Raw genomic sequence first — 20,456 nt, 5'->3', positions numbered from 1 at the left:
TCCTCAAAGCCTATTGATGATATGGGTGGCGTTAAGCCGAGCCGCGATCCACGTCGCGGTGAAAGAGGCTCACCAGCTGGCCCTTGTCCTTGAGCCAGGCAGCGAGCTCTTCGGCTACGAACACGGAGCGGTGCCGTCCGCCGGTGCAGCCGACGGCGATGGTGAGGTAGCTCTTGCCCTCGGCATAGAAGCGCGGCAGCAGGGGCTCCAGCATCCGCGTGAGGGAGGCGAAGAACGGCTTGTAGTCGGGATCGGCCGCGACATGGGCGGCCACAAGCTGATCGCGGCCGTCGAGCGGCCTGAGATTGGGCTCGTAGTGCGGGTTGTCGAGAAAGCGCACATCGAAGACGAGGTCGGCCTCCCGGGGCAGGCCCAGCCGGTAGGAGAAGGAGGTGACCGCGACCGCCACGCCGCTCTTCTGGTCGAGGACGAAGGCGCTCCACAGGATGCGCCTGAGATCGGCGGGGCCGAGCTGGGTGGTATCGAGCACCAGATCGGCCTGCAGGCGCAAGGGCGAGACCAGCTGGCGCTCCAGCTGGATGCCGTCGGCGAGCGGCCGGTCGAGGGCGAAGGGATGGCGGCGCCTGGTCTCGGTGAAGCGCCGCGCCAGCACGTCGGCATCGCAATCAAGGAACAACAGCTGCACCTCGCAGTCGGGGAGCTGCTTCAGCCGACCGAGCTCGGCGATGAAGGGCTCGACGGCAAAGTCGCGGGTGCGGATGTCGACGCCGATCGCGATCGGCCGTCGCGCCTGGTCGGGATCGCCGGCGCCGGCGAGCAAGGTCGGCAGGAGGGCCAGCGGCAGGTTGTCGACCGCCTCGTAGCCGATGTCCTCGAGCGCCTTCAGGCAGGAGCTGCGGCCCGCCCCGGACAGCCCGGTGACCAGCACCACCCGCCGATTGGGGGTCTGGTGTGCAGGTGCAGGCTCGGCCGATTGGGGGCCGATGGCAACGGTCGCGACGGGTTGTGGCATGGGGGGCGCATTATCTGTCCGACTCTGTGTGCACCGCAAGATGGAGCTTCGCCACTGCCGAAGCCTCGAAGGCCGCGAGCTTGATGCGCCGCACCCGAACCCCCAGGAAATCCACCCATTCCGGCTCCGGCAGCCGCTCCAAGAGCTCCGGGCGGACGAGATCGACGGCAAGCGCCACCGGCGCCTCGTCCGTGGTGCGAACCGCCACAATCCCTAGGCCCCTGACCTCGATCAGGCCCCTTATCTCGGGCGGCGCCCGGGCGATGAGCCGGCCGTTCACGTTAACCAATCGGGTTTGATCGTCGGCGATCAGGCTTGCCCCCCGGTCGATCAGCCGGAGGGCCAGATCGGACTTGCCGGCGCCGGGAGCCCCGGTCAGCAGCACGGCCCGGCCGCCGATCGCCACCGATGTCGCATGCACGAAGAGATCGGCCATCAGCGCCGGGGCAGGCGGACCACGAACCTGGCTCCGCTGATGCGGCCCTCGGCGTCACGCCGGTTCTGGGCCTGGATGCCGCCGCCATGGGCCTCGACGATCTGCTTGGAGATGCTGAGCCCGAGCCCGGAATGGATACCGAATTTCTCGCCCTTCGGCCGCTCGCTGTAGAAGCGCTCGAAGATGCTGTCGAGCTTGCCCTCGGGAATGCCGGGCCCAGCGTCCTCAACCGTCACCATCACCTCCTCCGCATTGCCAGACGCGGCGAGCGTGACCGTTCTTTCCGGCGGGCTGAAGGAGAGGGCGTTGACGATGAGGTTGCGGAAGACCTGCACCAGGCGCCGTTCGATGCCACGCACGGCAAGATCCGCGCCGGCTCCTTCTTCGAGGACCAGACGTGGGGCGTCGGGCGCCCTGGTCGCGCCATGCACGTCGACCAGTGCTGCCAGGATCCGCCCGATTTCGACCTCCTCGAACTCGGCGCGCAACAGCTCGCTGTCGAGCCGCGAGGCCTGGCTGATGTCGCTGATGAGCCGATCGAGGCGCTGCACGTCCTCGAGCACCAGCGCCATTAATTTACGTTGCTGCTCGGGATCCTTGAGCCGGACGGCGGTCTCGATGGCGCTCCTAACCGAGGTCAGCGGGTTCTTCAGCTCATGCGCCACGTCGGCAGCGAACCGCTCGATCGCATCGAGCCGCGCCCACAAGGCTTCGGTCATCGCCTTCAGCGAGGCGGAGAGATCGCCGATCTCGTCGCCGCGGTGGCTGAAATCGGGAATGGCGTTCTGCCGGCTGTGGCCGGTTCTGACCCGCTCGGCCGCCAGCGCCAGGAGGCGGATCGGCCGGGCGATGGTGCCCGCCATGTAGAACGACAGGAGGATGGTGACCGCGAGCGCCACGCCGAATACCCGGAGGATGTCGAAGCGGACCGAGCGGACGGCATCGTCGATCCAGCCGGTCTCGATCGAGAGCATGAGCACGCCCAGGATCTCGCGGTAGCGCTGCACCGGCACCGCCGCGCTCAGCACCAGCTCGCCCGAGGCGGAGAGCCGCACCATCTGCCTGGGCTGGCCGCGCAAGGCCGAGCGCGCCTCCTCGTAGTGCTCGGCCCGCTGCAGCGGCGCCTCGGTGTAGAGCGTGAGCTCGCCGCGCCGAGGCAGCCAGTCGAACATCCAATTGTAGGTGCGGTCGAGGAAGACGCGGACCGGGTCGCTCGGCGTCAGGGGCGCCAGCACTTCGATCTGCACCAGTCCGCCTTGGGTCACCAGCAGGCGGCTGTCGGCGACGAGCTCGCCCGTCGGTCCATAGAGCCTGGCCCGGCTGGGCGAGTTCGCCACCAGCCGGCGGACCAGCTGGCGCGCGGTGTCGGTCGCCAGGTGCTGCACCTCCTCCGGCTCGGTCGTAACCGCGCTCTCGCCGATGGCGGAGGCGATGAGGTCGGCCTGCACCGCCAGCGAGTCGAGCTCGCTCTCGATCAGGCTCTGCTGATAGCGGTCGAGATAGAGCACGCCGCCGGCCAGCAGCAGCACCGGCAGCAGATTGACGACGAGCACCCGCAGCAGAATCGGCGAGAAGCGGCGGCGGCGGCGGCGCGCCGGCAGCTTGCGGACGGCCGCTTCTGGTGCGGATGCCGCCTCCGGTTGGGCACCTTGGGCGCTCGGCGCCAAGCGGGCTGCAGCATCGACGGACATGGCGGTCAGCCGTGCCGGCTAGAGCGAATTCCGATGACGCGGAATCCCCCTCACCCGTCGGGGACGTCCGCGCCGGATCCTTCCGGCGCGGGCGTTGGGGACGGGAGGATCCGTCCCCAACCGTCCCGACCGGGTAAGGCGTGGCTGGCGCCACGCCAACCCTTCGCAACCCTCTCCCCCGCTGGGGGAGAGGGCAGGGTGAGGGGGTGATGCCATCATCGGAACACGCGCTCTAAACTTCCCGGAAGCGGTAGCCGACGCCGTAGAGCGTCTCGACCTGCTGGAAGCCATTGTCGACCGCCTTGAACTTCTTGCGCAGCCGCTTGATGTGGCTGTCGATGGTGCGGTCGTCGACATAGATGGATTCGCCATAGGCGGCATCCATCAGCTGGTCGCGGCTCTTGACGTGGCCGGGGCGGAGAGCGAGCGCCTTCAGGATCAGGAACTCGGTGACCGTGAGCGCCACCGGCTGGCCATTCCAGCTGCATTGATGGCGCTGCTGGTCGAGGATCAGCGGGCCCCGGGCGAGGATCGCATCGCTGGCGCCCTCGCCCTGGCCTTTGACCTGCTCCTGGCGCCGGAGCAAGGCGCGGATGCGCTCGATCAGGAGCCTGAGGGAGAAGGGCTTGCGGATGTAGTCGTCGGCACCCATGCGCAGGCCCAGGACCTCGTCCACCTCCTCGTCCTTGGAGGTGAGGAAGATGACCGGGAGCGCCGAGTTCTTGCGCAGGCGCGACAACAGCTCCATGCCGTCCATGCGCGGCATCTTGATGTCGAGGACCGCCAGGTCCACCGGCCGATGGGTGATCGCCTTCAGGGCCGAATCGCCGTCCGTGTAGGTTCTGACCTCGAAGCCCTCGGCCTCGAGCGCCATGGAGACCGAAGTCAGGATATTCTGATCGTCGTCGACGAGCGCGATGGTGTTGCGCACGGAGAGACCTTCCTCGCTGGTGACGCGGCGTTCGAGACTAGCCATCAATTATGGGCGAGATTGCGGCAGCCCCATTGAATTCACTCCAATGTAGGCACAGGTGGACGCACTCCCAAGCCGCAGGTTAGCATGGGGCCGCTCCGGAATGCCTGCTTGCCGGTCGCCCGTCTCACTTTAGCAAAATATCGGGATTACCCTGCCATGGCCCAAGATCGCGCCCTCTCCCTCGCCCTCCAGCCCCGCCCGGTTGCCACCGTCAAGCGTTCGCTTGCCGCCGTGCTGTCGGCGGCGGTGCTTGGGCTGTTTTTGCTGTACGGCACCGGCTTCGCCTACCCCTCGCTCTTGCACAACGCCGCCCACGACGCCCGGCACGCCTTCGCCTTCCCCTGCCATTGAGCCCTTGCCAGAGATCGGGCGCCCCGCCCCATGTTTCGTCGCATTCTGCTGACCGCCCTCATCGCCGGCACCATCGCGGGGCTGGTCGTCTCGCTCGCCCAGCGGGCCCGGGTGATCCCGCTGATCCAGCTTGCCGAGACCTATGAGGAGGCCGCCGGCGCCCAAGCCCCTTCCGGCCAAATGATCGGCGGCCACGGACCGGCCGGCGTGATCGATTCGCACGGCGCCGCTGCCGCCTCTGAAGGCGACGTCTGGGAGCCGGCCGACGGCGTCGAGCGCATCGCCTATACGGTCCTCGCCAACACCATCAGCGGCATCGGCTTCGCCCTCTTGCTGGTGGCCGCCTTCGCGCTTGCCGGCCGGCGGCTCGATTGGCGCCGGGGCTTGCTGTGGGGTCTGGGCGGATTTGCCGCCTTCGCGCTGGCGCCGGGCTTGGGGTTGCCCCCCGCCCCGCCGGGTGCGGCTGAGAGCGATCTGGTGCTCCGCCAGCTCTGGTGGCTGGGCACCGTTGCCGGCACCGTCCTCGGCCTTGCCGTTGCCGTGTTCGCTCCGCGCTGGCCGCACAAGCTGGCCGGGCTCCTCCTCCTGGCCGTTCCCCATGTGGTGGGGGCGCCCACCGCCCAGGGCACGGCCTTGATCCCGCCCGGCCTCGCCCTGGAATTCGCCATCGCCTCGCTGGCGACCGCGCTGGTGTTCTGGCTGGTGCTGGGTGGGCTCGCCGCGCATTTCTTCGTCCGCTTGGCCCCGCAACCCGGGGACTGAACCGTAGGTCGCCGGATGCCATCCGCCGGCAGCGACGCCCTTTCCATGGCCGTGACCGCGCGCGGTCTGCTGCGCGCCGCCGATCGGGGCGCGCTTGCCACCACGCTCAAAGGCAAGGCCAGACCCTATGTCTCGCTGGTGCTGCTGGCCGTCGACCACGACGCCAGCCCGCTCCTCATGATCTCCGATCTGGCCGAGCACACCAAGAATCTGCTGGCCGAGCCCCAGGCATCGCTGCTGGTCGATGCGACCCAGGGCCTGGCCGAGCCGCTCGCCGGCGCGCGCGCGACGCTCATCGGCACGATCGCGAAATCCGCCGAGCCGCGCCATCGCCAGCGCTTTCTTTCCCGCCATCCCGATGCCTGCGCCTATGAAGCGTTCCATGACTTCAACGTCTATGCCATGTGCGTGGAGCGGGTGCATCTGGTGGCCGGCTTCGGCCGCATCCGGTGGGTGGAAGGGTCCAAGGTTCTGAGCCAGGCCGCACCGGCATTGCTGGCGCACGAGAGCGAAATCGTCCGGCATATGAATGCGGACCACGCCGATGCCCTCGATCTCTACGCGGAGCGCCTGCTGGCGCGCGCCGGCACCGGCTGGCGCATGACCGGCATCGATCGGGAAGGATGCGATTTGAGGCGCGAGGGCGAGGTCGCACGCTTGCAATTCGACGAGCCGATCAGCGACCCCGAGACGGCGCGCGCCACCCTCGTGCGCCTGGTGAAAGCCGCCCGCGCCCGCTAGTGTCTGATCCGATGAGGATCACCCCCTCACCTTACCCTCTCCCCCAATGGGGGAGAGGGTTGCGAAGACTTGGCGAGGCGAAGCCGAGCCTAGCCGAAGCTGGGTGAGGGGGATCCACGCCATCGGATCAGACTCTAACGCGCATTGTTCCTAGGGAACGGAGCAACGGAGTCGACGCCGTTAATTCGCGGCGCGCACCCGACTATTACCGAGATCGCAAGGACGAGAATTCACCACGGAGACAGTAGAGCACGGAGAAGAGAGGGATCTGGCGCGCGAAGCGCGCATAAAATCGAATTCCGACTCCGTGTCCTCCGTGTCTCTGTGGTGAAAATTCCTATTCTCTAATGCGCGGCGGCCCAGTTGTCGGCGACGCCGACATCGGCGACCAGCGGCACCGAGAGGGTGAGTGCGGGCTGGGTCGCCCCCTCCATCACCGCGCGGACGACGGCCGAGGTCGCTTCCACCTCGGCGTCGGGCACCTCGAACAACAGCTCGTCATGCACCTGGAGCAGCATGCGGGCCTTCAGGCTCTGACGCGCGAGCCGGCCGGGCACGCGGATCATCGCCCGCTTGATGATGTCGGCAGCCGTTCCCTGGATGGGCGCATTGATCGCTTGGCGCTCGGCGAAGCCGCGCATCGCCGGGTTCTTGTCGTTGATGCCGCGGAGATGGCAGCGGCGGCCGAAGAGGGTGGTGACGTAGCCCGTTTGCCGCGCGGTCTCGCGCATCTTCTCCATGTATTGGCGGATGCCGGGGTAGCGCTCGAAGTATTTCTTGATGTAGTCGGCCGCTTCCTTCTGCTCGACGCCGATCTGGCGGGCAAGCCCGAAGGCGGAGATGCCGTAGATGATGCCGAAGTTGATCGCCTTGGCTTTGCGCCTGGTCACCGGGTCCATCTTGGCCAGCGGCACGCCGAAGACTTCCGAGGCGGTCAGCGCATGGATGTCGAGATTGTCGCGGAAGGCCTTCTTCAGCTGATCGACGCCGGCGATCTCGGCGACCAAGCGCAATTCGATCTGCGAGTAGTCGACCGAGAGCAGCTTGTGCCCGGGCTCGGCCACAAAGGCCCGGCGGATGCGGCGGCCCTCTTCGCTGCGCACCGGAATGTTCTGCAGATTGGGATCGGTGGAGGAGAGCCTTCCGGTCGCCGCCCCGGCCATGGCAAACGAGGTGTGGATGCGCCCGGTCTGCGGGTTCAGCTCTTCGACCAGCGCGTCGGCATAGGTGGATTTCAGCTTGGCGATCTGCCGCCACTCCAGGATCTTCGCCGGCAAGGGGTGGTCGTCGGCGAGCTGCTCCAGCACGTCGGAATGCGTCGAGTAGGCGCCGGTCTTGCCCTTCTTGCCGCCGGTGAGCTTCAGCTCGTCGAACAGGATCTCGCCCAGCTGCTTGGGCGAGCCGACATTGAACTCGCGGCCCGCCAGCCGATAGGCCTCGGCTTCGATGGTCGCCATCTTGGCCCCGAATTCCCGCGACAAGAGGCGCAGGCTGTCGAGATCGACCTTGACCCCGGCCGCTTCCATCTCGGCCAGGATCGGCACCAGCGGGCGCTCGATGGTCTCATAGAGGGTCAACAGATGCTCGGCGATGAGCCTCGGCTTCAGGCTCTGATGCAGACGCCAGGTCACATCGGCATCTTCGGCGGCGTAGTCGAGGGCGCGCTCCAGGGGCACTTCGGCAAAGCCGATCTGGGCCTTGCCGGTGCCGGTCACCTCTTCGTAGGTGATGGTCTTGTGGCCGAGATGCAGCTCCGAGAGCTCATCCATGCCGTGGCCATGCAGGCCCGCTTCGAGCACGAAGGAGATCAGCATGGTGTCGTCATGGGGAGAGAGATCGATGCCGTAGCGATGGAGCACCATGGCGTCGTATTTGATGTTGTGCCCGATCTTGAGGACGCCCGGGTCTTCCAGGAGCGGCTTCAGCCGTTTGATCGCCTGTTCCAGGGCGATCTGCTTCGGGGCCTGACCCTGGTCGCCCAGATCGAGCCCGCCCGCACCCTTCTGCTTGTGCTGGAGGGGGATGTAGCAGGCATCGCCGGCGCCAAGCGCCATCGACACGCCGACCAGCTCGGCCTGGGTTGCATCCAACCCCGTCGTCTCGGTGTCGACGGCGACCACGCCCTGAGCGAAGGCGCGCTGGATCCACGCCTGCAGACGCGCCACATCCTGAACCAGCTCGTACTTGCGCTCTGCCGGTTTCTGCTCGCCCGAGGCGGCCGGTGCCGGCTCGCCTTGCGTCCCCTCGCCCAAAGCCGCCACCGCCGCGGCGCCGCCGCCATCCAGGTGCTCGGCCTCCAGGCGCTGGATCAGCCGCTTGAACTCCTGCGCCTGGAAGAAGGCCATGAGTGTCGCGTGATCCGGCGGCTTGACCGCGAACTCATTGAGGTCGTGCTCGACCGGCACCTTGCGGTCGAGCTCCACCAGCCGGCGCGACATCAATGCCTTCTCGCGGTTCTGCTGCAATGCTTCGCGCCGCTTCGGCTGCTTGATCTCGCCGGCACGCTCCAAGAGCGTCTCCAGCGAGCCATATTCGATGATGAGCTGCGCCGCCGTCTTGACGCCGATACCGGGCACGCCCGGCACGTTGTCGGTGGAATCGCCGGCCAGCGCCTGCACGTCCACGACCTTGTCCGGGCCGACGCCGAACTTCTCCTTTACCTCCTCGGGCCCGATCCGCTTGTTCTTGATCGGATCCAGCATCTCGATGCCCTCGGCGATGAGCTGCATCAGATCCTTGTCCGAGGAGACGATGGTGACCTTGGCGCCGCGCTTGGCCGCCTCGGCGGCATATGTGGCAATGAGATCGTCGGCCTCGTAGCCGGGCTGCTCGATCGCCGGCACGTTCAAGGCGCGCGTCGCCTCGCGCACCAGGGCGAATTGCGGGATCAGCTCCGGCGGCGGCTCCGGGCGATGCGCCTTGTACTCGGCATAGATGTCGTTGCGGAAGGTCCTGCGCCCGGCATCGAAGATGACGGCCAAGTGATCGGCACGCATGTCCTGAATTAGGCGCATCAGCATCTGGGTGAAGCCGTAGACGGCGTTCACGTGGGTCCCGTCGGCGCGGGTCAGGGGCGGCAGCGCATGGAAGGCGCGGAAAATGTAACCCGACCCGTCGACAAGATAGAGGCGCTCGATGGGCGCCGTGGCGGCGGAGGCCGCGGCGGGCGTCTTCGTCTTGGAGTGGGTGGTCATGCCGGGAGGATATAGCGAGCCTGCGACGACCGACACCCCCTCAGCCTCTCTATTCCGTCACCCGCGGGCTTGACCCGCGGGTCCATCGTACGCGCGCAGAGTGGACCCCCGGATCAAGTGGGGGGTGGGATTTAGGAGGGGGTGAGGATCACCCCCTCCTTGAACCTCCCCGGGGGTGACGAAATAAACGAAATAAGAGGGAAAGAAGCGCCGGCGCCGGCGTCAGTGCGTCCCGTTGCCGGCGCGCCCGGCGCTGGGACCGTGAGACACCCCCCGTGTCTCGCTTTAGGGGTGCGCTCCAAGCTTGTCCCACCCTGCGCGTGCCCGGGACTGGGACAGCGGGACAGGAGGCTTGCTGGGTCTAATGCGCCCCGGCGTGGGCGGCGGCGCCGGCCTTCAGGGCATAGCGGCGGCCGCAATAGGGGCAATCGATCTCGCCCTTGTCGCCGAGGTTGAGGAAGACCCGGGGGTGGCCCAAGGGGCCGTCGCCGCCGTCGCAGGAAAACACCCGCTCTTCAACCAGGATGACCTCGGCTGCCGGCATTCCCATACCCCATGCGCTCCCGCGAAACCTTGCGCCGGGATTTGACCCGGCGAACCGCGGGATGATACTCAACGCCGCGCCCAACACCAACCTCCCCGAAGCTGGCTTCGAGGATCGGCCGCGGCCGGTGACAAGCTGCCGGGGCGGTTCCCTAGCCCCGAGGTCTGATGCCGCTCGACACCGGCCACCCGCACCCATCGACCCCCCGAACCGCACCGCCCGATCATGCGGTCCGGGTCGGGGGCCTCACCAAGCGCTACCGCGGCGGCAAGACGGGCACCGGCAAGGTGGCGCTCGATGGTGTCGACCTCGCCATCCCCCGGGGCAGCCTGTTTGGCCTCCTGGGGCCGAACGGGGCCGGCAAGTCGACCCTGATCAACATCCTGGCGGGTCTGGTCTTGAAGACCGCGGGCGAGGTCAGCGTCTGGGGGATCGACATCGACCGGGATCCACGCCGCTCGCGCGCCGCCATCGGCGTGGTGCCCCAGGAGCTGACCTTGGATGCCTTCTTCAGCCCGCGCGAGCAGCTCGAGCTGCAGGCCGGGCTCTATGGCGTGCCCAAGGCCGAGCGGCGCACCGATGAGATCCTGGCAGCGGTCGGCCTGACCCAGCAGGCGGGTGTCTATGCCCGCACGCTGTCGGGCGGCATGCGCCGCCGGCTCTTGGTGGCAAAGGCGCTGGTGCATTCGCCGCCGATCCTGGTCTTGGACGAGCCCACCGCCGGGGTCGATGTGGAGCTGAGGCAGCAGCTCTGGGACTATGTGCGGAGACTGCACCGCGAGGGTGTCACCATTCTCCTCACCACGCACTATCTCGAGGAGGCGGAGCAGCTCTGCGAGCGCATCGCCATCATCGATCACGGCCGGCTCATCGCCAACGAGCCGACGGCGACGCTGCTCCGCCGGCTCGATTCGAAGACGCTCACCTTGACCTTGGCCGAGGACTTGGCGGCGGTGCCGGCGACCTTGGCCCGTCTCGGTGCGGCGCTCACCGGCCCCAGGCGCCTCGTCCTCCACTACAAGCCGAGCGAGGCCGCGGTCGGCCAAATCCTCGATGCCGCACGCACGGCCGGGCTCGCCATCCTCGATCTCTCGACCGAGGAGTCGGACCTCGAAGACGTGTTCCTGCAGCTCACCCGCGGCACCCGCCCGAACGCTTAAGTTTAAGAAGAAGAGATGCACCACGGAGGCACGGAGAACACGGAGAAGAGCAAAAAAGGAAGGGAAACTTGCGCGCTGCGCGCGCGATATCTTCCGCTTCTCCGTGCACTCCGTGCCTCCGTGGTGAATCTTCTCGGAGCTGGAGCGCTCGTCGCGCTCGCGGCTTGCGCGCCGCAGCGGACGGAGCCGGGACCGGGGGCTGCGGCGGCGGCACTGGCGAGCGACCATTTCCTCACCGAGGACGGCCTCGCGCTGCCCATGGACGTCTGGCGCCCGGCCGGCAAGAGCTGGGCGGTGGCGCTGGCGCTGCATGGCATGAACGATTATCGCCGCGCCTTCGCCGAGCTCGCGGGCGAGATGTCCGAGCGCGGCGTCACCGTCTATGCCTATGACCAGCGAGGCTTCGGCGCGGCGCCGGGGCACGGGCTGTGGCCCGGCAGCGAGGCGCTGATCGCCGACCTCAACGCGGCCTTGCGCCTGGTGCGCCAGCGCCATCCCGAGCTGCCGCTCACTCTCATCGGCGAGAGCATGAGCGGAGCCGTGGTGCTGGCGGACCTGGCTCAAGCCTCGATCGACCCCCCGAACGCCGCTGCCATGACCAAGCCCGACGGCATCGTGCTGATCGCGCCTGCGGTCTGGGGCGGGCCCGCCTTGGGTGCGGTGCCGATCGGGGCGGCCTGGCTCATGGCCAACACGCTTCCCTGGTTCCTGCTCTATGCCGAGCTCGGCATTCAGCCCTCGGACAACATCACCATGCTCCGGCGCTACTCCGGCGATTCCTTGGTCATCCGCAGGACCCGCGCCGATGCCGTCTACGGCCTGGTCGAGCTCATGGGGCAAGCGCAGGCGGCGGCCCCGCATCTCCAGGGCCCGGCGCTCATCATCTATGGCGGCCGCGACCAGATCATCCCCAGGCGCGCCGTCTGCAGCGTGATCCGGACTCTCCCGGATGCGCCCGCGGGCGACTGGCGCGTGGCCTTCTATCCCGAGGGCCATCACATGATCACCCGCGACCTTGCCGGCCGCGGCGTCGCCGAGGATTTGCTGGCCTGGATGGCCGATCACGCAACGCCGCTGCCGTCGGCGACGGAGATCGCCAATGCGCATGCGGCCGGCGCTGGCCCGGCGTTGCGCGCGGCAGGCCTATGCCGGGGCTAAGCTGCAATAGGAGCTGAAGCCTTTCGGGGTACATGGCCTGACATGCAGCACCAGCGACGCATTCGATACGGATTCAGTCTTCGTCGTGGCCGAGATGTATGCGTATCCGGCCGGGTTCGATGATCCACAAAGCGCCAGCAAGCGGACGGGTCTCCAAGATCGCCAGCAAACTGCGCAGCCGATCGAGAAGCGCCTCGGTGGTGACGCGCGGACCTAGCTCGAGGATCGCCACGCCAGCGCTCTTCGCCGGCGGAAATCGCAGCACCTGGCCAAAATCGTGGTCCAGCGTGACCAGCGCCCGCCCCTCGCCTGCGCAAACTTCGAATAATGTCTTGTCGCTGACACCCTGAAGGCCTTGATGCCGCACGGTCGCCACATCATGACCGGCGGTGATCAGTAGTTCCAAGCCACGGCGGCCGATATTCTCATCGAGCTTGAGCTTCACGCCACCCGGCCGAGCGGCACCGGAATGACGCGCTCACGCGAAGCCTCGGCACCGTAGGCGATCGCAGCCAAGAGGTCGTCATGGGTGAGCTGCGGATACTCCGCCAAAAGTTCGGCTTCCACCGTGCCGTCGGCCAGGAGGTCGAGAATAAGCGATACCCAGATGCGGGTGCCTTTGACGCAGGGCTTCCCGCCGCACACTTCCGGGTCGATGGTGATGCGTTCAAGCAGCTTGTTCACGGCGTATGCCTCAAGTTGCTCACTCAGTATGGGGTGCCGCAATGACTTGTGGCAACGCCCTTGTCCCACCGCTCAGCCGAGACCCCAGCCGGCCCGGCGTTGCGCGCCGCCGGCCTATGCAGTAGTTATGAGGCGCGGCTGGACCCGTAGCTCAGCTGGATAGAGCGTTGCCCTCCGAAGGCAAAGGTCGCACGTTCGAATCGTGTCGGGTCCGCCAGTAAATTCGATAAATTATAAAATATCCGCGGGCGGCGCATTAACGCCTAGCAAGCACATAGCTACTAGCAAGCACATAGCTAGCAGGCGCCGGTAGAATCTGCGCCCTTCCTCAGGGTGACAGACCCGGTTAATCTTCCGTGGGAATCGGACTCCCGCATCCTTCGGAGAAAATTGGCTGCAGAACGGGCGCGATTTTCCCCGCGTCAGACAATTTCAGGTCAAAATCGGCGAGATTGCCGGTGTGCCCGAGCAAAGTCTCGTTCTGGCGGCGCGCGGCTTCACACACGCGGTGCAGCGTCTCTCGAATCCTTTCCTTGTTTTGATCGGCAGCCCACCACTCGAATCCGAGAAACGTCATAATCGCTACTGCGACCCAGCCCACAGCTTTTCGTTCTCTGGTGTTTAACGATTGCATCGCGTCGCCTGTTGATCGCCTCGACCGGGATTCCCCGGATTTTCGCGCTCATCGGGGCGTATGTGAACCGCGATCTCCCCCCACTCGCTCATAGCTCTCTCCCAAATCCGAAGGCGTAGTCCGGTGGCGGCCCCTTTTGTGGCGCCTTCGAACGATGGCTTAATAACGTTGCACGACAAACGGCATGGACAACCATAAATATTAGATGCACTTTGCGGTTGAGGAACTTATGGGGCGGGGTCTTTGGCTTATGGGACTGGAACGTCTCATTGGGGAACGCCAATGAAAGCAACACGGACCACGTGGGTATTTCAACAGAGGGCTATTGCATTTCTGGACATTCTCGGTTTCAAAGAGCTGATACGCGAAGCCGAGCAGCAGCCAGCCACGTTACTTAGTCTCTTCGGATTGAGGACGGCGATCGATGCCCATGTACGATGGGACAACGATCGCGTGGCGGGCTCTGTCCCGGAGCCAGTGAAGCCCAGATATATTTTTGTCTCCGATAGCATCATTCTGTCTGTGCCTCTCCAGCACGGGCATTTTGACGGACTCGGGATTGTGGTCGCAAAGAGCATACAGATCGCGCACAAGCTTCTGGAGATGGGTTACCTGTTGCGCGGAGGTATCGCGGTAGGGCCAGTCTGGCACGATGACGGCAATGTCTTCGGGACCGGATATATCTGTGCCGTTGAGGCGGAGAAGAAATCTGGTGGTCCGCGCATCATGCTTACCGAAGCAGCACGGCAGCATTGGCAGGCGTCGACACTTGCGAATTCGCCAATGTGCAGAATGGACGGTGACGCACTCATCGCCGACACTCTGTTCCCGGAATACATCATAGGGACAGAGGTGCACGGACGGATCGAGGATGCGTTCCGGCAGTACCGAGCATGGATTGTCAGGCGGGTGAATGACCTGCCTGCTGAAGGCCCTCGTAAAAAATGGGAATGGCTTGCCAGGGCTTTTGATCGCGCGATTGTGCAGCATGGTGTAGGCGTTGCGCCGATCGCCCTAAAATAGGAAGGCCTTCGGATACGGGAGGGCGCCATGAGGCGCGGTCGAATGCGGCGAGCTGCCAAGGTGACCGCAAGCGCCGCGAGGCGGATCACCGGCATCAGTACGCCGTTCGGGGGTTTGCAGTGGGCGGAAGCAGGTCCGTCTGAGCGGGACGTTATCCGGCGGTTCATTCTGTTCCTTGAGGATCGACGCGTGCTCTACAACCCCGAAAGCCTTGAGGTGGAGAGCGAAGTCGAACACTCAGTCCATCAAATCCGTGAGATGTGCACCAAGACGCTGAGTGAGCTAAGCGAGAACGCTTTCGCTGTGGTCCCTCTCCGCCTAATTCGCGGGGCAGCCAGGCGGTACCATGACGATGTAAATGTGCAGTTCCACAGTCTGGGTACTCGACGGTACGGGCCGGATCATTCCGGAGGATTTTTCATGGCCCTTGGCGGGTTCCGAGCGGTAGTAGGCCAGCAGGTGGCGTTGCTTGCTGCGCACTACGACATCGACGTCGAAGGGGACCTAGCCGCGGTTCTGCCGGACGGCGACTCGTCACCGTGAATGACGATTCAGGGATTAGAGCGAGTCCATCCGACCATTCGCAATTCATCCAATGCGGAGACCAGAAATATTGAAATTTACTGGCCAATACGCGCCTCTGCTGGACGCGATAGGTTATAGCTACCAAGCGAGAAAGCCGGATGGAACACCTCAAAAGGTGTTTGTCTCCCTGGAAGCAATCCAAGACAATTTCGGCGGAGACCCGCGCGCTGGTTTGGGTCGGATACAGGCCCTTGCGGAGCGAAAGCTTGCGAGTAACGAGCTCGACGGGGATGTCATATGGCTCAAGAAAGCAGATTTTGAATCGGACATGTAGAGCGGTAGGGGGCTGAAATGCGCCTAACAATGGCGGCCTCCGTGTGTGAGCTTGAAGGATTGAAATGACAGCATGATGGCCAGAGCCTTCGGCTTCCTGCCCGATCCCATCCATTTTGAATCCAGATTCATCGACGTCGGACTACGCCCCAATTTCCAGGCAACCGTCGATCATGTTCTCTCCAGCCAATGGGTCCACGATGGCTGGTTCTATCCCCCGCTCCAATCTCGGCAAGGCTCCGACGGCACCAGGACCGATCTGCCATGTCCATCGCTGCGGTTTGAACTACCAACCACCCACATACTGAGTCATCGACGCACCTCATCCGTGCAACGCATGGATTTCCTGATCTGCGTCATTGGCTTCCTGGTAGGCATATGCGCCCGCCCGGAAGGCTATGGATACCTGCTGCGAACGCCTGTCAGTCGTGGCAAGCTCATCGACTTGGTCGTCGCGCCCAGCGAGATTGCGCGCTGTCTCGATGTGGCGGACGGAACTTGGCTGTCATCTACGCTCGAACAACGCTTGTTAATGCGCAGTGCCATAAACGCCCTCCAGTTGGCCCACGCGTACCAGCACCAATACGAGGAGCTGACGTTTACCTACTCGGCGCTCGACGCCTGCTATCGCGTGGCCAGGTTGACCGGTCTCTTGCCCGGGCGCCGCGATGACCCCCACTGGGAGAGGGCCCGAAGACTTTGCCGGACGCTAGGCATCCCCACACCCATCTGGGCCCGGCAGATTCCTGGCGCATCCGCAAGCTCGCGGCTTTCCCGGTTACGCAATCCACTCGCGCACGAGGCGCTCTTCGCCGATGAGCCTCTCGGCTACGCTGTCGACAAGAGCGGCGTCCTGCTCCAACTGCAGGCGCTCGTCTCCCGCTGCATCGTGCACCTCCTGGGAATCGGGTGCAGGTACACGCGCACCCGGGTGACAACTCGACAAATGCATGGACTGGATCTCCACCCGTGAGCCTGCCATAGACGAGGAAGCGCGAATGGGAAAGATCAACCAGACCTATCAAGGTCGTCTCTTCAACGACCCCGATCTGAAGGAATCTACGCACGATCGAATTATGAAGTGGCTCGATCGGCGCATTCGCGCAGAAGAGGACTTCGTTCCCCGCATCTGCAAGTACAGCCCCACCTTTCGGAGCTGGCATCACGAGATCAGCTTGGGATGGATCTTCGACAAGTCCGGGCCTACCATCGACGCGGCGAAGCATGTCGCAAGCCGCACTGCGGCGCCACCTCCTGAACGGCCTCCACCGACGGTGACCGCGCCAGAATGGGAGTACCTCATCAAGCGGCCCAGCGGATCAATGATCGGGGCTGTGGATCTCATGCTCTACCTCAAGCCGGCGACGCTGAGCCTCGAAGCGAGCTTCGAGACCCCGGACGCATGGAGGAAATGGCGGGACGATGACGACGCAAAGAGGATCATCAGGACGACCTCGTCCCGAGTAACTGCCCTTTGCTGGGAGGAAGGTGCCTGGAAGGTGTTCGGTGAAACGCCGAACAATCCCTTGCCACCGCTGCCTGGATCTGAGGTGCTTGAGAACGGCTGGCTGATTGCTTGCGGCTCGATCATGCAGATCAAGTCGCATAAGTGGACGGTGTGGACCGGAGAGAGTGTGCCCGTGGCGTTCGAGGTGAAGTCCAAGGTGGCGAGCCTGGGAGAGCTGATCCGGCAGATGAATTTCTACCGGGCGCACCTCAATGAGAAAACTCGACTGTTTGTGGTGGCACCGGGTAACGCCCTCTCGATGGAGGACGTGCAGGTGCTAGAAAGCCAGAAGATCGGATTTGTCGAATACATGGAGGACGGTGCTTTGCGGAAGACCTGAGGCGTCTCATGTGCCCGACCTTTGCGCGCGCCGCAAAAATATTCTGGAGGCGATGCGGTTATATCGAGCAGGGGGCCGAACAATTGGTGCAAGCGGTCGTGCCTTCTCTCCTTCCAGCAGCGGCCGAGACGGAATCATAAGGGGCGCCGACGTTCATCCTGATTGGCGAACTGGATGAACTAACGCCTGCGCAAGCTTGCCGCATCCTTACGGCGCGGCGCGCAGGCGCCCATTGATCGCCCTTGAAAAACATTCCTTCGGTGTTATATTATTCCCTGCATGGCATGGGTCGTCGAGTACACCGACGAATTCGGGGAGTGGTGGGCGACCCTGACCGAGGACGAGCAAGCAGCCATTTCGAATCATGTCGGGGAACTGGAACGGCGCGGACCATTGTTGCCGTTTCCCTATTCGAGCGGCGTCGAAGGGTCCAAGCACGGGCACATGCGCGAGCTTCGCGTGCAGAGCGGCGGTAAACCGCTCCGCATCTTCTACGCATTCAATCCAGAGCGGGCTGCCATATTGCTGATTGGCGGGGACAAGACCGGCGATGATCGGTTCTACGAACGATACGTGCCGATCGCCGACAAGCTGTACGACGTGCACCTTGAAGAGTTGAAAAAGGAGAGCACCGATGAGCGGTAGACATTCCTTCGCGGCGCTCAGAGCCAAGATGTCGCCTCGGGCGCAAGCAAAAGCAGCCGCACAGGCCGCCGACCTTCGCCGAGACATGGATCTCGCCCAGATCCGACGCGCGCTCAAACTTTCACAAGAAGAGCTGGGGCAGACCCTCCAGGTCGGCCAGGCGGCCGTTGCCAAGCTCGAGAAGCGCACGGATATGTACCTGAGCACCATCCGCCGCTTCGTTGAAGCGATGGGCGGTCAACTCGAGGTCGTTGCACGATTTCCCGGACAAGATGTGCGCATTTCAAATTTCCATGAGCTGCATGAGCGCGATAAGCAGGACGTGAGGCCGCGACATGGCGGATCTTGAAGCCGCTTTCATATTTGCCCGTCCCATTCGCCCGAACCCTAGCCCGGATTTCTCACACTGGCATGGAGAGTATGGCGTGCGAGGGATCCCGTGGCTCTGAGGCGAGGCAGGTAGGCTTTTCGCGGTTTTAGGTGATTTCTCGGACAGTCTGATCGGCGTCGCCTGCGGCGATCGTGGCTGAGGATCGATGTGGACTGTGCGCTGTCTGGTTCGTCAGATTGCGGCGAGCGCCCGATAGGCCTCGCGGAACTCCTGCTGATAGGGGTGTCCGGAAGCCATGGCGAGCTTGACGCGGCGGACGCTGGTTCGCACCAGGGCGCCGATCTTCAGGAGCTTGAGGCGGATGGTGGCGCAGGTGGCCCTGGCGAACTGGGTGTTTGCGAGGGCGATGCGGCGGAGGGCGGAAAGCAGCACATAGGCCATGGAGGCGAACCAGAGGCGGAGCTGGTTGGCGCGCATGGAGGCGGCCGAGGTGCGGTCTGCGAAGAGATCGCCCTGGCATTCCTTGATGCGGTTCTCCATCTCGCCACGGGCGCAGTAGATGTCCTCGTAGAGATGCCGGGCCTCGGCTGCGGCGGGGGCGAGCGAGGTGACGACGAAGCGGGGGTTGGCTTCCCCCTGGGTGCATTCGGCCTTGGCCACGACCCGGCGCCGGCGGCTCCAGCTATCGCGGGTCGCCCACAGGAAGTCCTTGAACCGGCGCGCCGGCTTGGCGGTCTCCCGGCTTTCCGCGGCGGCGTCCTCGAGCTCGGCCTCGATCTCGGCCACCAGCCGCTCGTTGCGGGCCAGGCCGAACAGGTAATCGACGCCGTTCGCCTCGCACCAGGCCATCAGCGCCTCGCGGGCAAAGCCGCTGTCGGCGCGCAGCACGATGCGCACCTCGGGCCAGCGCTCGCGGATCTGCTGGGTGATCCGGGCCACCTCCTCCTGCGCCCCGGCCGAGGCGTCGATGTTCGAGCGGCGCAGCTTGGCCGCCAGCAGATGCTGACCGCAGAACGCATAGAGCGGCAGATAGCAGTAGCCGTCGTAGTAGCCATGGAAGAAGCGGCCCTCTTGATGGCCGTGGATCGGGTCGTCCGTGGCGTCCAGATCGATGATGATCTCAGCCGGCGCCTGCCGGTGCGCCTCCACGAACAGCTCGACGAACAGCCGCTCGATCGCCGCTCCGTCGTGGCTGATCTTGTGGTAGCGCGACGGCTCCGGCCGGCTCAGCTCGAGCCGATTGAGCGTGCTCTTGCCCGCCACCGGCGCGCAGCCCTGCCGGCGCGCCGAAAGCTTGCCTGCCAGCAGCGCCATCACCGGATCGTGGCGCAGCTCGTCATGATCATTCAGATCTTCGTAGCCCAGCGCGATCCCGAGAACCCGCTGGCGAACCAGCGTCGCAACCTCATGCTCGATCAGGTCCTGACGCCGAGCATCGCTAAAGCACCCGGCAAACCGCTCGATCAGACCGATCGCCCGGTCGCTCGCTCCCAGCAGCAGCGCCCCGCCATCAGACGTGATCGTGCCGCCGTCAAATCCCACCACCACCGCCCGGCCTGCAACCGGTGCAAACCCAAACAGATCCGCGCTACACTCTGTCTGCATCGGGGCATCTCCTTGGACCAGAGAAACTCATTGCTGCACAATGACATTCTCAGAGTCCGCGCCCCGATGCACCTCAACAGTGTGAGAAATCCGGGCTAGCCCGAGCTACCCCCGAAGCCGAGCGATGTAGGCGCGAATGCGCTCGGCGTTCTGGCCGAGATCGCCGCGGCCGATCCGGCTCGCGGAGCGGACGTCGATCCGGCTCTTGCCGGCGCCGGCATCGCTGACGCGGATCACCAAATCGTCCTTGAACTTGAGCCAGCGCGTGATCGCCGTCGCCTCGATATGGAAGCGCGCTTTGTCGGCGGCGGTGGTCCAGCCCATCGCCTGGGCGGCGGCGAGCGCACGATCGAAGGCCTCCGCCACGGGACGGTCGAGCAGGACCGACTTGATGGTGGGATAGGCGCGCAATTGCAGCGATGCGGTCGCTGGATCGTACTCCGAAGGATTGCGGCCGTTCGCCTGGCGCTCCGCCAGGAGTGCGGCGAAGGCAGGTGGGTTCTCCGTGTCGGTGGTCACGTCGTGGATGCGGATTGCTGCCTCTGCCGCATCGAAGCGGCCGAGGATGAGGCCCACGAGGACGACGGTGGCGATGAACGGCAGCAACGCGCCGAGAACGCGACGGGAGAGAAAGCCGGCCGACCGATTGAGCCAGGCTGCCGCAAGCCCGAGCATCAGGCTTGCGACGGCCGCCACCAGCGCCACGCGGAAGCTCACGAACATGGATGGGATTTGCGGCCAGAGCCCTGTGCGATCGCCGAGGTCCGCCACGGGGATCGCGGCGACGGCTACGAGAGCCGCGACCCATGCAAGCCAGAGCACGACCCGAGCGGTCTTGGACAT

General features: G+C 65.0%; 22 protein-coding genes and 1 tRNA gene. 12 read left to right on the top strand and 11 right to left on the bottom strand.

Features of this window, described 5'->3' with window-relative positions; translation table 11 throughout:
* Positions 1 to 31 precede the first annotated feature (31 nt).
* From rapZ to HY058_14235, 4 genes are all read right to left on the bottom strand, one after another.
* Entirely contained in the window at positions 32 to 973 is a 942-nt protein-coding gene (rapZ, locus tag HY058_14250; GenBank protein ID MBI3498458.1) for an RNase adapter RapZ, read from the bottom strand.
* A gap of 10 nt (positions 974 to 983) precedes the next feature.
* Positions 984 to 1,409, bottom strand: coding sequence for an HPr kinase/phosphatase C-terminal domain-containing protein (locus tag HY058_14245; GenBank protein ID MBI3498457.1), 426 nt, complete (start codon positions 1,407 to 1,409; stop codon positions 984 to 986).
* Positions 1,409 to 3,100, bottom strand: a complete 1,692-nt coding sequence (locus HY058_14240; protein ID MBI3498456.1) for a stimulus-sensing domain-containing protein — start codon at positions 3,098 to 3,100, stop codon at positions 1,409 to 1,411. Before HY058_14240 ends, HY058_14245 begins: the two co-directional genes overlap by 1 nt.
* A 232-nt stretch (positions 3,101 to 3,332) precedes the next feature.
* Positions 3,333 to 4,031, bottom strand: coding sequence for a response regulator transcription factor (locus HY058_14235; GenBank protein ID MBI3498455.1), 699 nt, complete (start codon positions 4,029 to 4,031; stop codon positions 3,333 to 3,335).
* A gap of 201 nt (positions 4,032 to 4,232) precedes the next feature.
* Here HY058_14235 and HY058_14230 point away from each other — a divergent pair, with 201 nt between their 5' ends.
* Genes HY058_14230 through HY058_14220 form a run of 3 tightly spaced genes read left to right on the top strand, consistent with a single transcriptional unit; the run spans position 4,233 to position 5,930 of the window.
* Entirely contained in the window at positions 4,233 to 4,427 is a 195-nt protein-coding gene (locus HY058_14230; protein ID MBI3498454.1) for a CbtB-domain containing protein, read from the top strand.
* Positions 4,428 to 4,457: 30 nt separating this feature from the next.
* The gene (locus HY058_14225) at positions 4,458 to 5,189 is read left to right on the top strand and encodes a CbtA family protein (GenBank protein MBI3498453.1); all 732 of its coding nucleotides are present in this window, start codon (positions 4,458 to 4,460) and stop codon (positions 5,187 to 5,189) included.
* 15 nt (positions 5,190 to 5,204) lie between these two features.
* A complete protein-coding gene (locus HY058_14220) occupies positions 5,205 to 5,930 on the top strand; it encodes a DUF2470 domain-containing protein (GenBank protein MBI3498452.1) in 726 nt (241 codons plus the stop codon).
* Positions 5,931 to 6,274: 344 nt separating this feature from the next.
* Here the strand turns inward: HY058_14220 and polA are convergent, their stop codons facing one another.
* Complete coding sequence (polA, locus tag HY058_14215) at positions 6,275 to 9,124, bottom strand: DNA polymerase I (protein ID MBI3498451.1); 2,850 nt, start codon at positions 9,122 to 9,124, stop codon at positions 6,275 to 6,277.
* 361 nt (positions 9,125 to 9,485) lie between these two features.
* Positions 9,486 to 9,668 (bottom strand): zinc-finger domain-containing protein, encoded by a 183-nt coding sequence (locus HY058_14210; GenBank protein ID MBI3498450.1) that lies wholly within the window; start codon positions 9,666 to 9,668, stop codon positions 9,486 to 9,488.
* 167 nt (positions 9,669 to 9,835) lie between these two features.
* On the opposite strand from HY058_14210, the gene HY058_14205 reads away from it, so the two are divergent.
* Both HY058_14205 and HY058_14200 read left to right on the top strand, forming a co-directional pair.
* Positions 9,836 to 10,828, top strand: a complete 993-nt coding sequence (locus tag HY058_14205) for an ABC transporter ATP-binding protein (protein MBI3498449.1) — start codon at positions 9,836 to 9,838, stop codon at positions 10,826 to 10,828.
* 120 nt (positions 10,829 to 10,948) lie between these two features.
* Entirely contained in the window at positions 10,949 to 11,986 is a 1,038-nt protein-coding gene (locus tag HY058_14200) for a lysophospholipase (protein MBI3498448.1), read from the top strand.
* Between the two features lie 73 nt (positions 11,987 to 12,059).
* On the opposite strand, the gene HY058_14195 is transcribed toward HY058_14200, so the two are convergent.
* The gene (locus HY058_14195) at positions 12,060 to 12,431 is read right to left on the bottom strand and encodes a DUF5615 family PIN-like protein (protein ID MBI3498447.1); all 372 of its coding nucleotides are present in this window, start codon (positions 12,429 to 12,431) and stop codon (positions 12,060 to 12,062) included.
* Positions 12,428 to 12,670 (bottom strand): DUF433 domain-containing protein, encoded by a 243-nt coding sequence (locus tag HY058_14190; GenBank protein ID MBI3498446.1) that lies wholly within the window; start codon positions 12,668 to 12,670, stop codon positions 12,428 to 12,430. Before HY058_14190 ends, HY058_14195 begins: the two co-directional genes overlap by 4 nt.
* A 140-nt stretch (positions 12,671 to 12,810) precedes the next feature.
* Here HY058_14190 and HY058_14185 point away from each other — a divergent pair.
* Positions 12,811 to 12,887: transfer RNA gene (locus tag HY058_14185), tRNA-Arg, on the top strand.
* Between the two features lie 129 nt (positions 12,888 to 13,016).
* Here the strand turns inward: HY058_14185 and HY058_14180 are convergent.
* Positions 13,017 to 13,304 (bottom strand): hypothetical protein, encoded by a 288-nt coding sequence (locus tag HY058_14180; GenBank protein ID MBI3498445.1) that lies wholly within the window; start codon positions 13,302 to 13,304, stop codon positions 13,017 to 13,019.
* 282 nt (positions 13,305 to 13,586) lie between these two features.
* Here HY058_14180 and HY058_14175 point away from each other — a divergent pair, with 282 nt between their 5' ends.
* The 6 genes from HY058_14175 to HY058_14150 all read left to right on the top strand — a co-directional run bounded on the left by HY058_14175 (position 13,587) and on the right by HY058_14150 (position 18,026).
* Positions 13,587 to 14,327 (top strand): hypothetical protein, encoded by a 741-nt coding sequence (locus tag HY058_14175; GenBank protein MBI3498444.1) that lies wholly within the window; start codon positions 13,587 to 13,589, stop codon positions 14,325 to 14,327.
* A 60-nt stretch (positions 14,328 to 14,387) separates the two neighbouring features.
* Complete coding sequence (locus tag HY058_14170) at positions 14,388 to 14,870, top strand: hypothetical protein (GenBank protein MBI3498443.1); 483 nt, start codon at positions 14,388 to 14,390, stop codon at positions 14,868 to 14,870.
* A 388-nt stretch (positions 14,871 to 15,258) separates the two neighbouring features.
* Entirely contained in the window at positions 15,259 to 16,158 is a 900-nt protein-coding gene (locus tag HY058_14165; protein ID MBI3498442.1) for a hypothetical protein, read from the top strand.
* 25 nt (positions 16,159 to 16,183) lie between these two features.
* Entirely contained in the window at positions 16,184 to 17,032 is an 849-nt protein-coding gene (locus tag HY058_14160) for a hypothetical protein (protein ID MBI3498441.1), read from the top strand.
* Between the two features lie 279 nt (positions 17,033 to 17,311).
* Positions 17,312 to 17,677: a type II toxin-antitoxin system RelE/ParE family toxin gene (locus tag HY058_14155; GenBank protein ID MBI3498440.1), complete on the top strand. Its 366-nt coding sequence runs from the start codon at positions 17,312 to 17,314 to the stop codon at positions 17,675 to 17,677.
* Complete coding sequence (locus HY058_14150) at positions 17,667 to 18,026, top strand: XRE family transcriptional regulator (GenBank protein MBI3498439.1); 360 nt, start codon at positions 17,667 to 17,669, stop codon at positions 18,024 to 18,026. Before HY058_14155 ends, HY058_14150 begins: the two co-directional genes overlap by 11 nt.
* Before the next feature lie 213 nt (positions 18,027 to 18,239).
* Here the strand turns inward: HY058_14150 and HY058_14145 are convergent, their stop codons facing one another.
* Positions 18,240 to 19,613 carry an IS1380 family transposase gene (locus HY058_14145; GenBank protein MBI3498438.1) on the bottom strand — a complete coding sequence of 458 codons (1,374 nt, stop codon included), beginning with the start codon at positions 19,611 to 19,613 and terminating at the stop codon, positions 18,240 to 18,242.
* A gap of 105 nt (positions 19,614 to 19,718) precedes the next feature.
* The gene (locus HY058_14140) at positions 19,719 to 20,456 is read right to left on the bottom strand and encodes a DUF1499 domain-containing protein (GenBank protein ID MBI3498437.1); all 738 of its coding nucleotides are present in this window, start codon (positions 20,454 to 20,456) and stop codon (positions 19,719 to 19,721) included.

The organism is Pseudomonadota bacterium (assembly GCA_016195085.1).
GTDB lineage: Bacteria > Pseudomonadota > Alphaproteobacteria > SHVZ01 > SHVZ01 > JACQAG01.
Note: the sequence above shows the minus strand (reverse complement) of the source record. Positions and strands in the feature narration are given on the sequence as shown.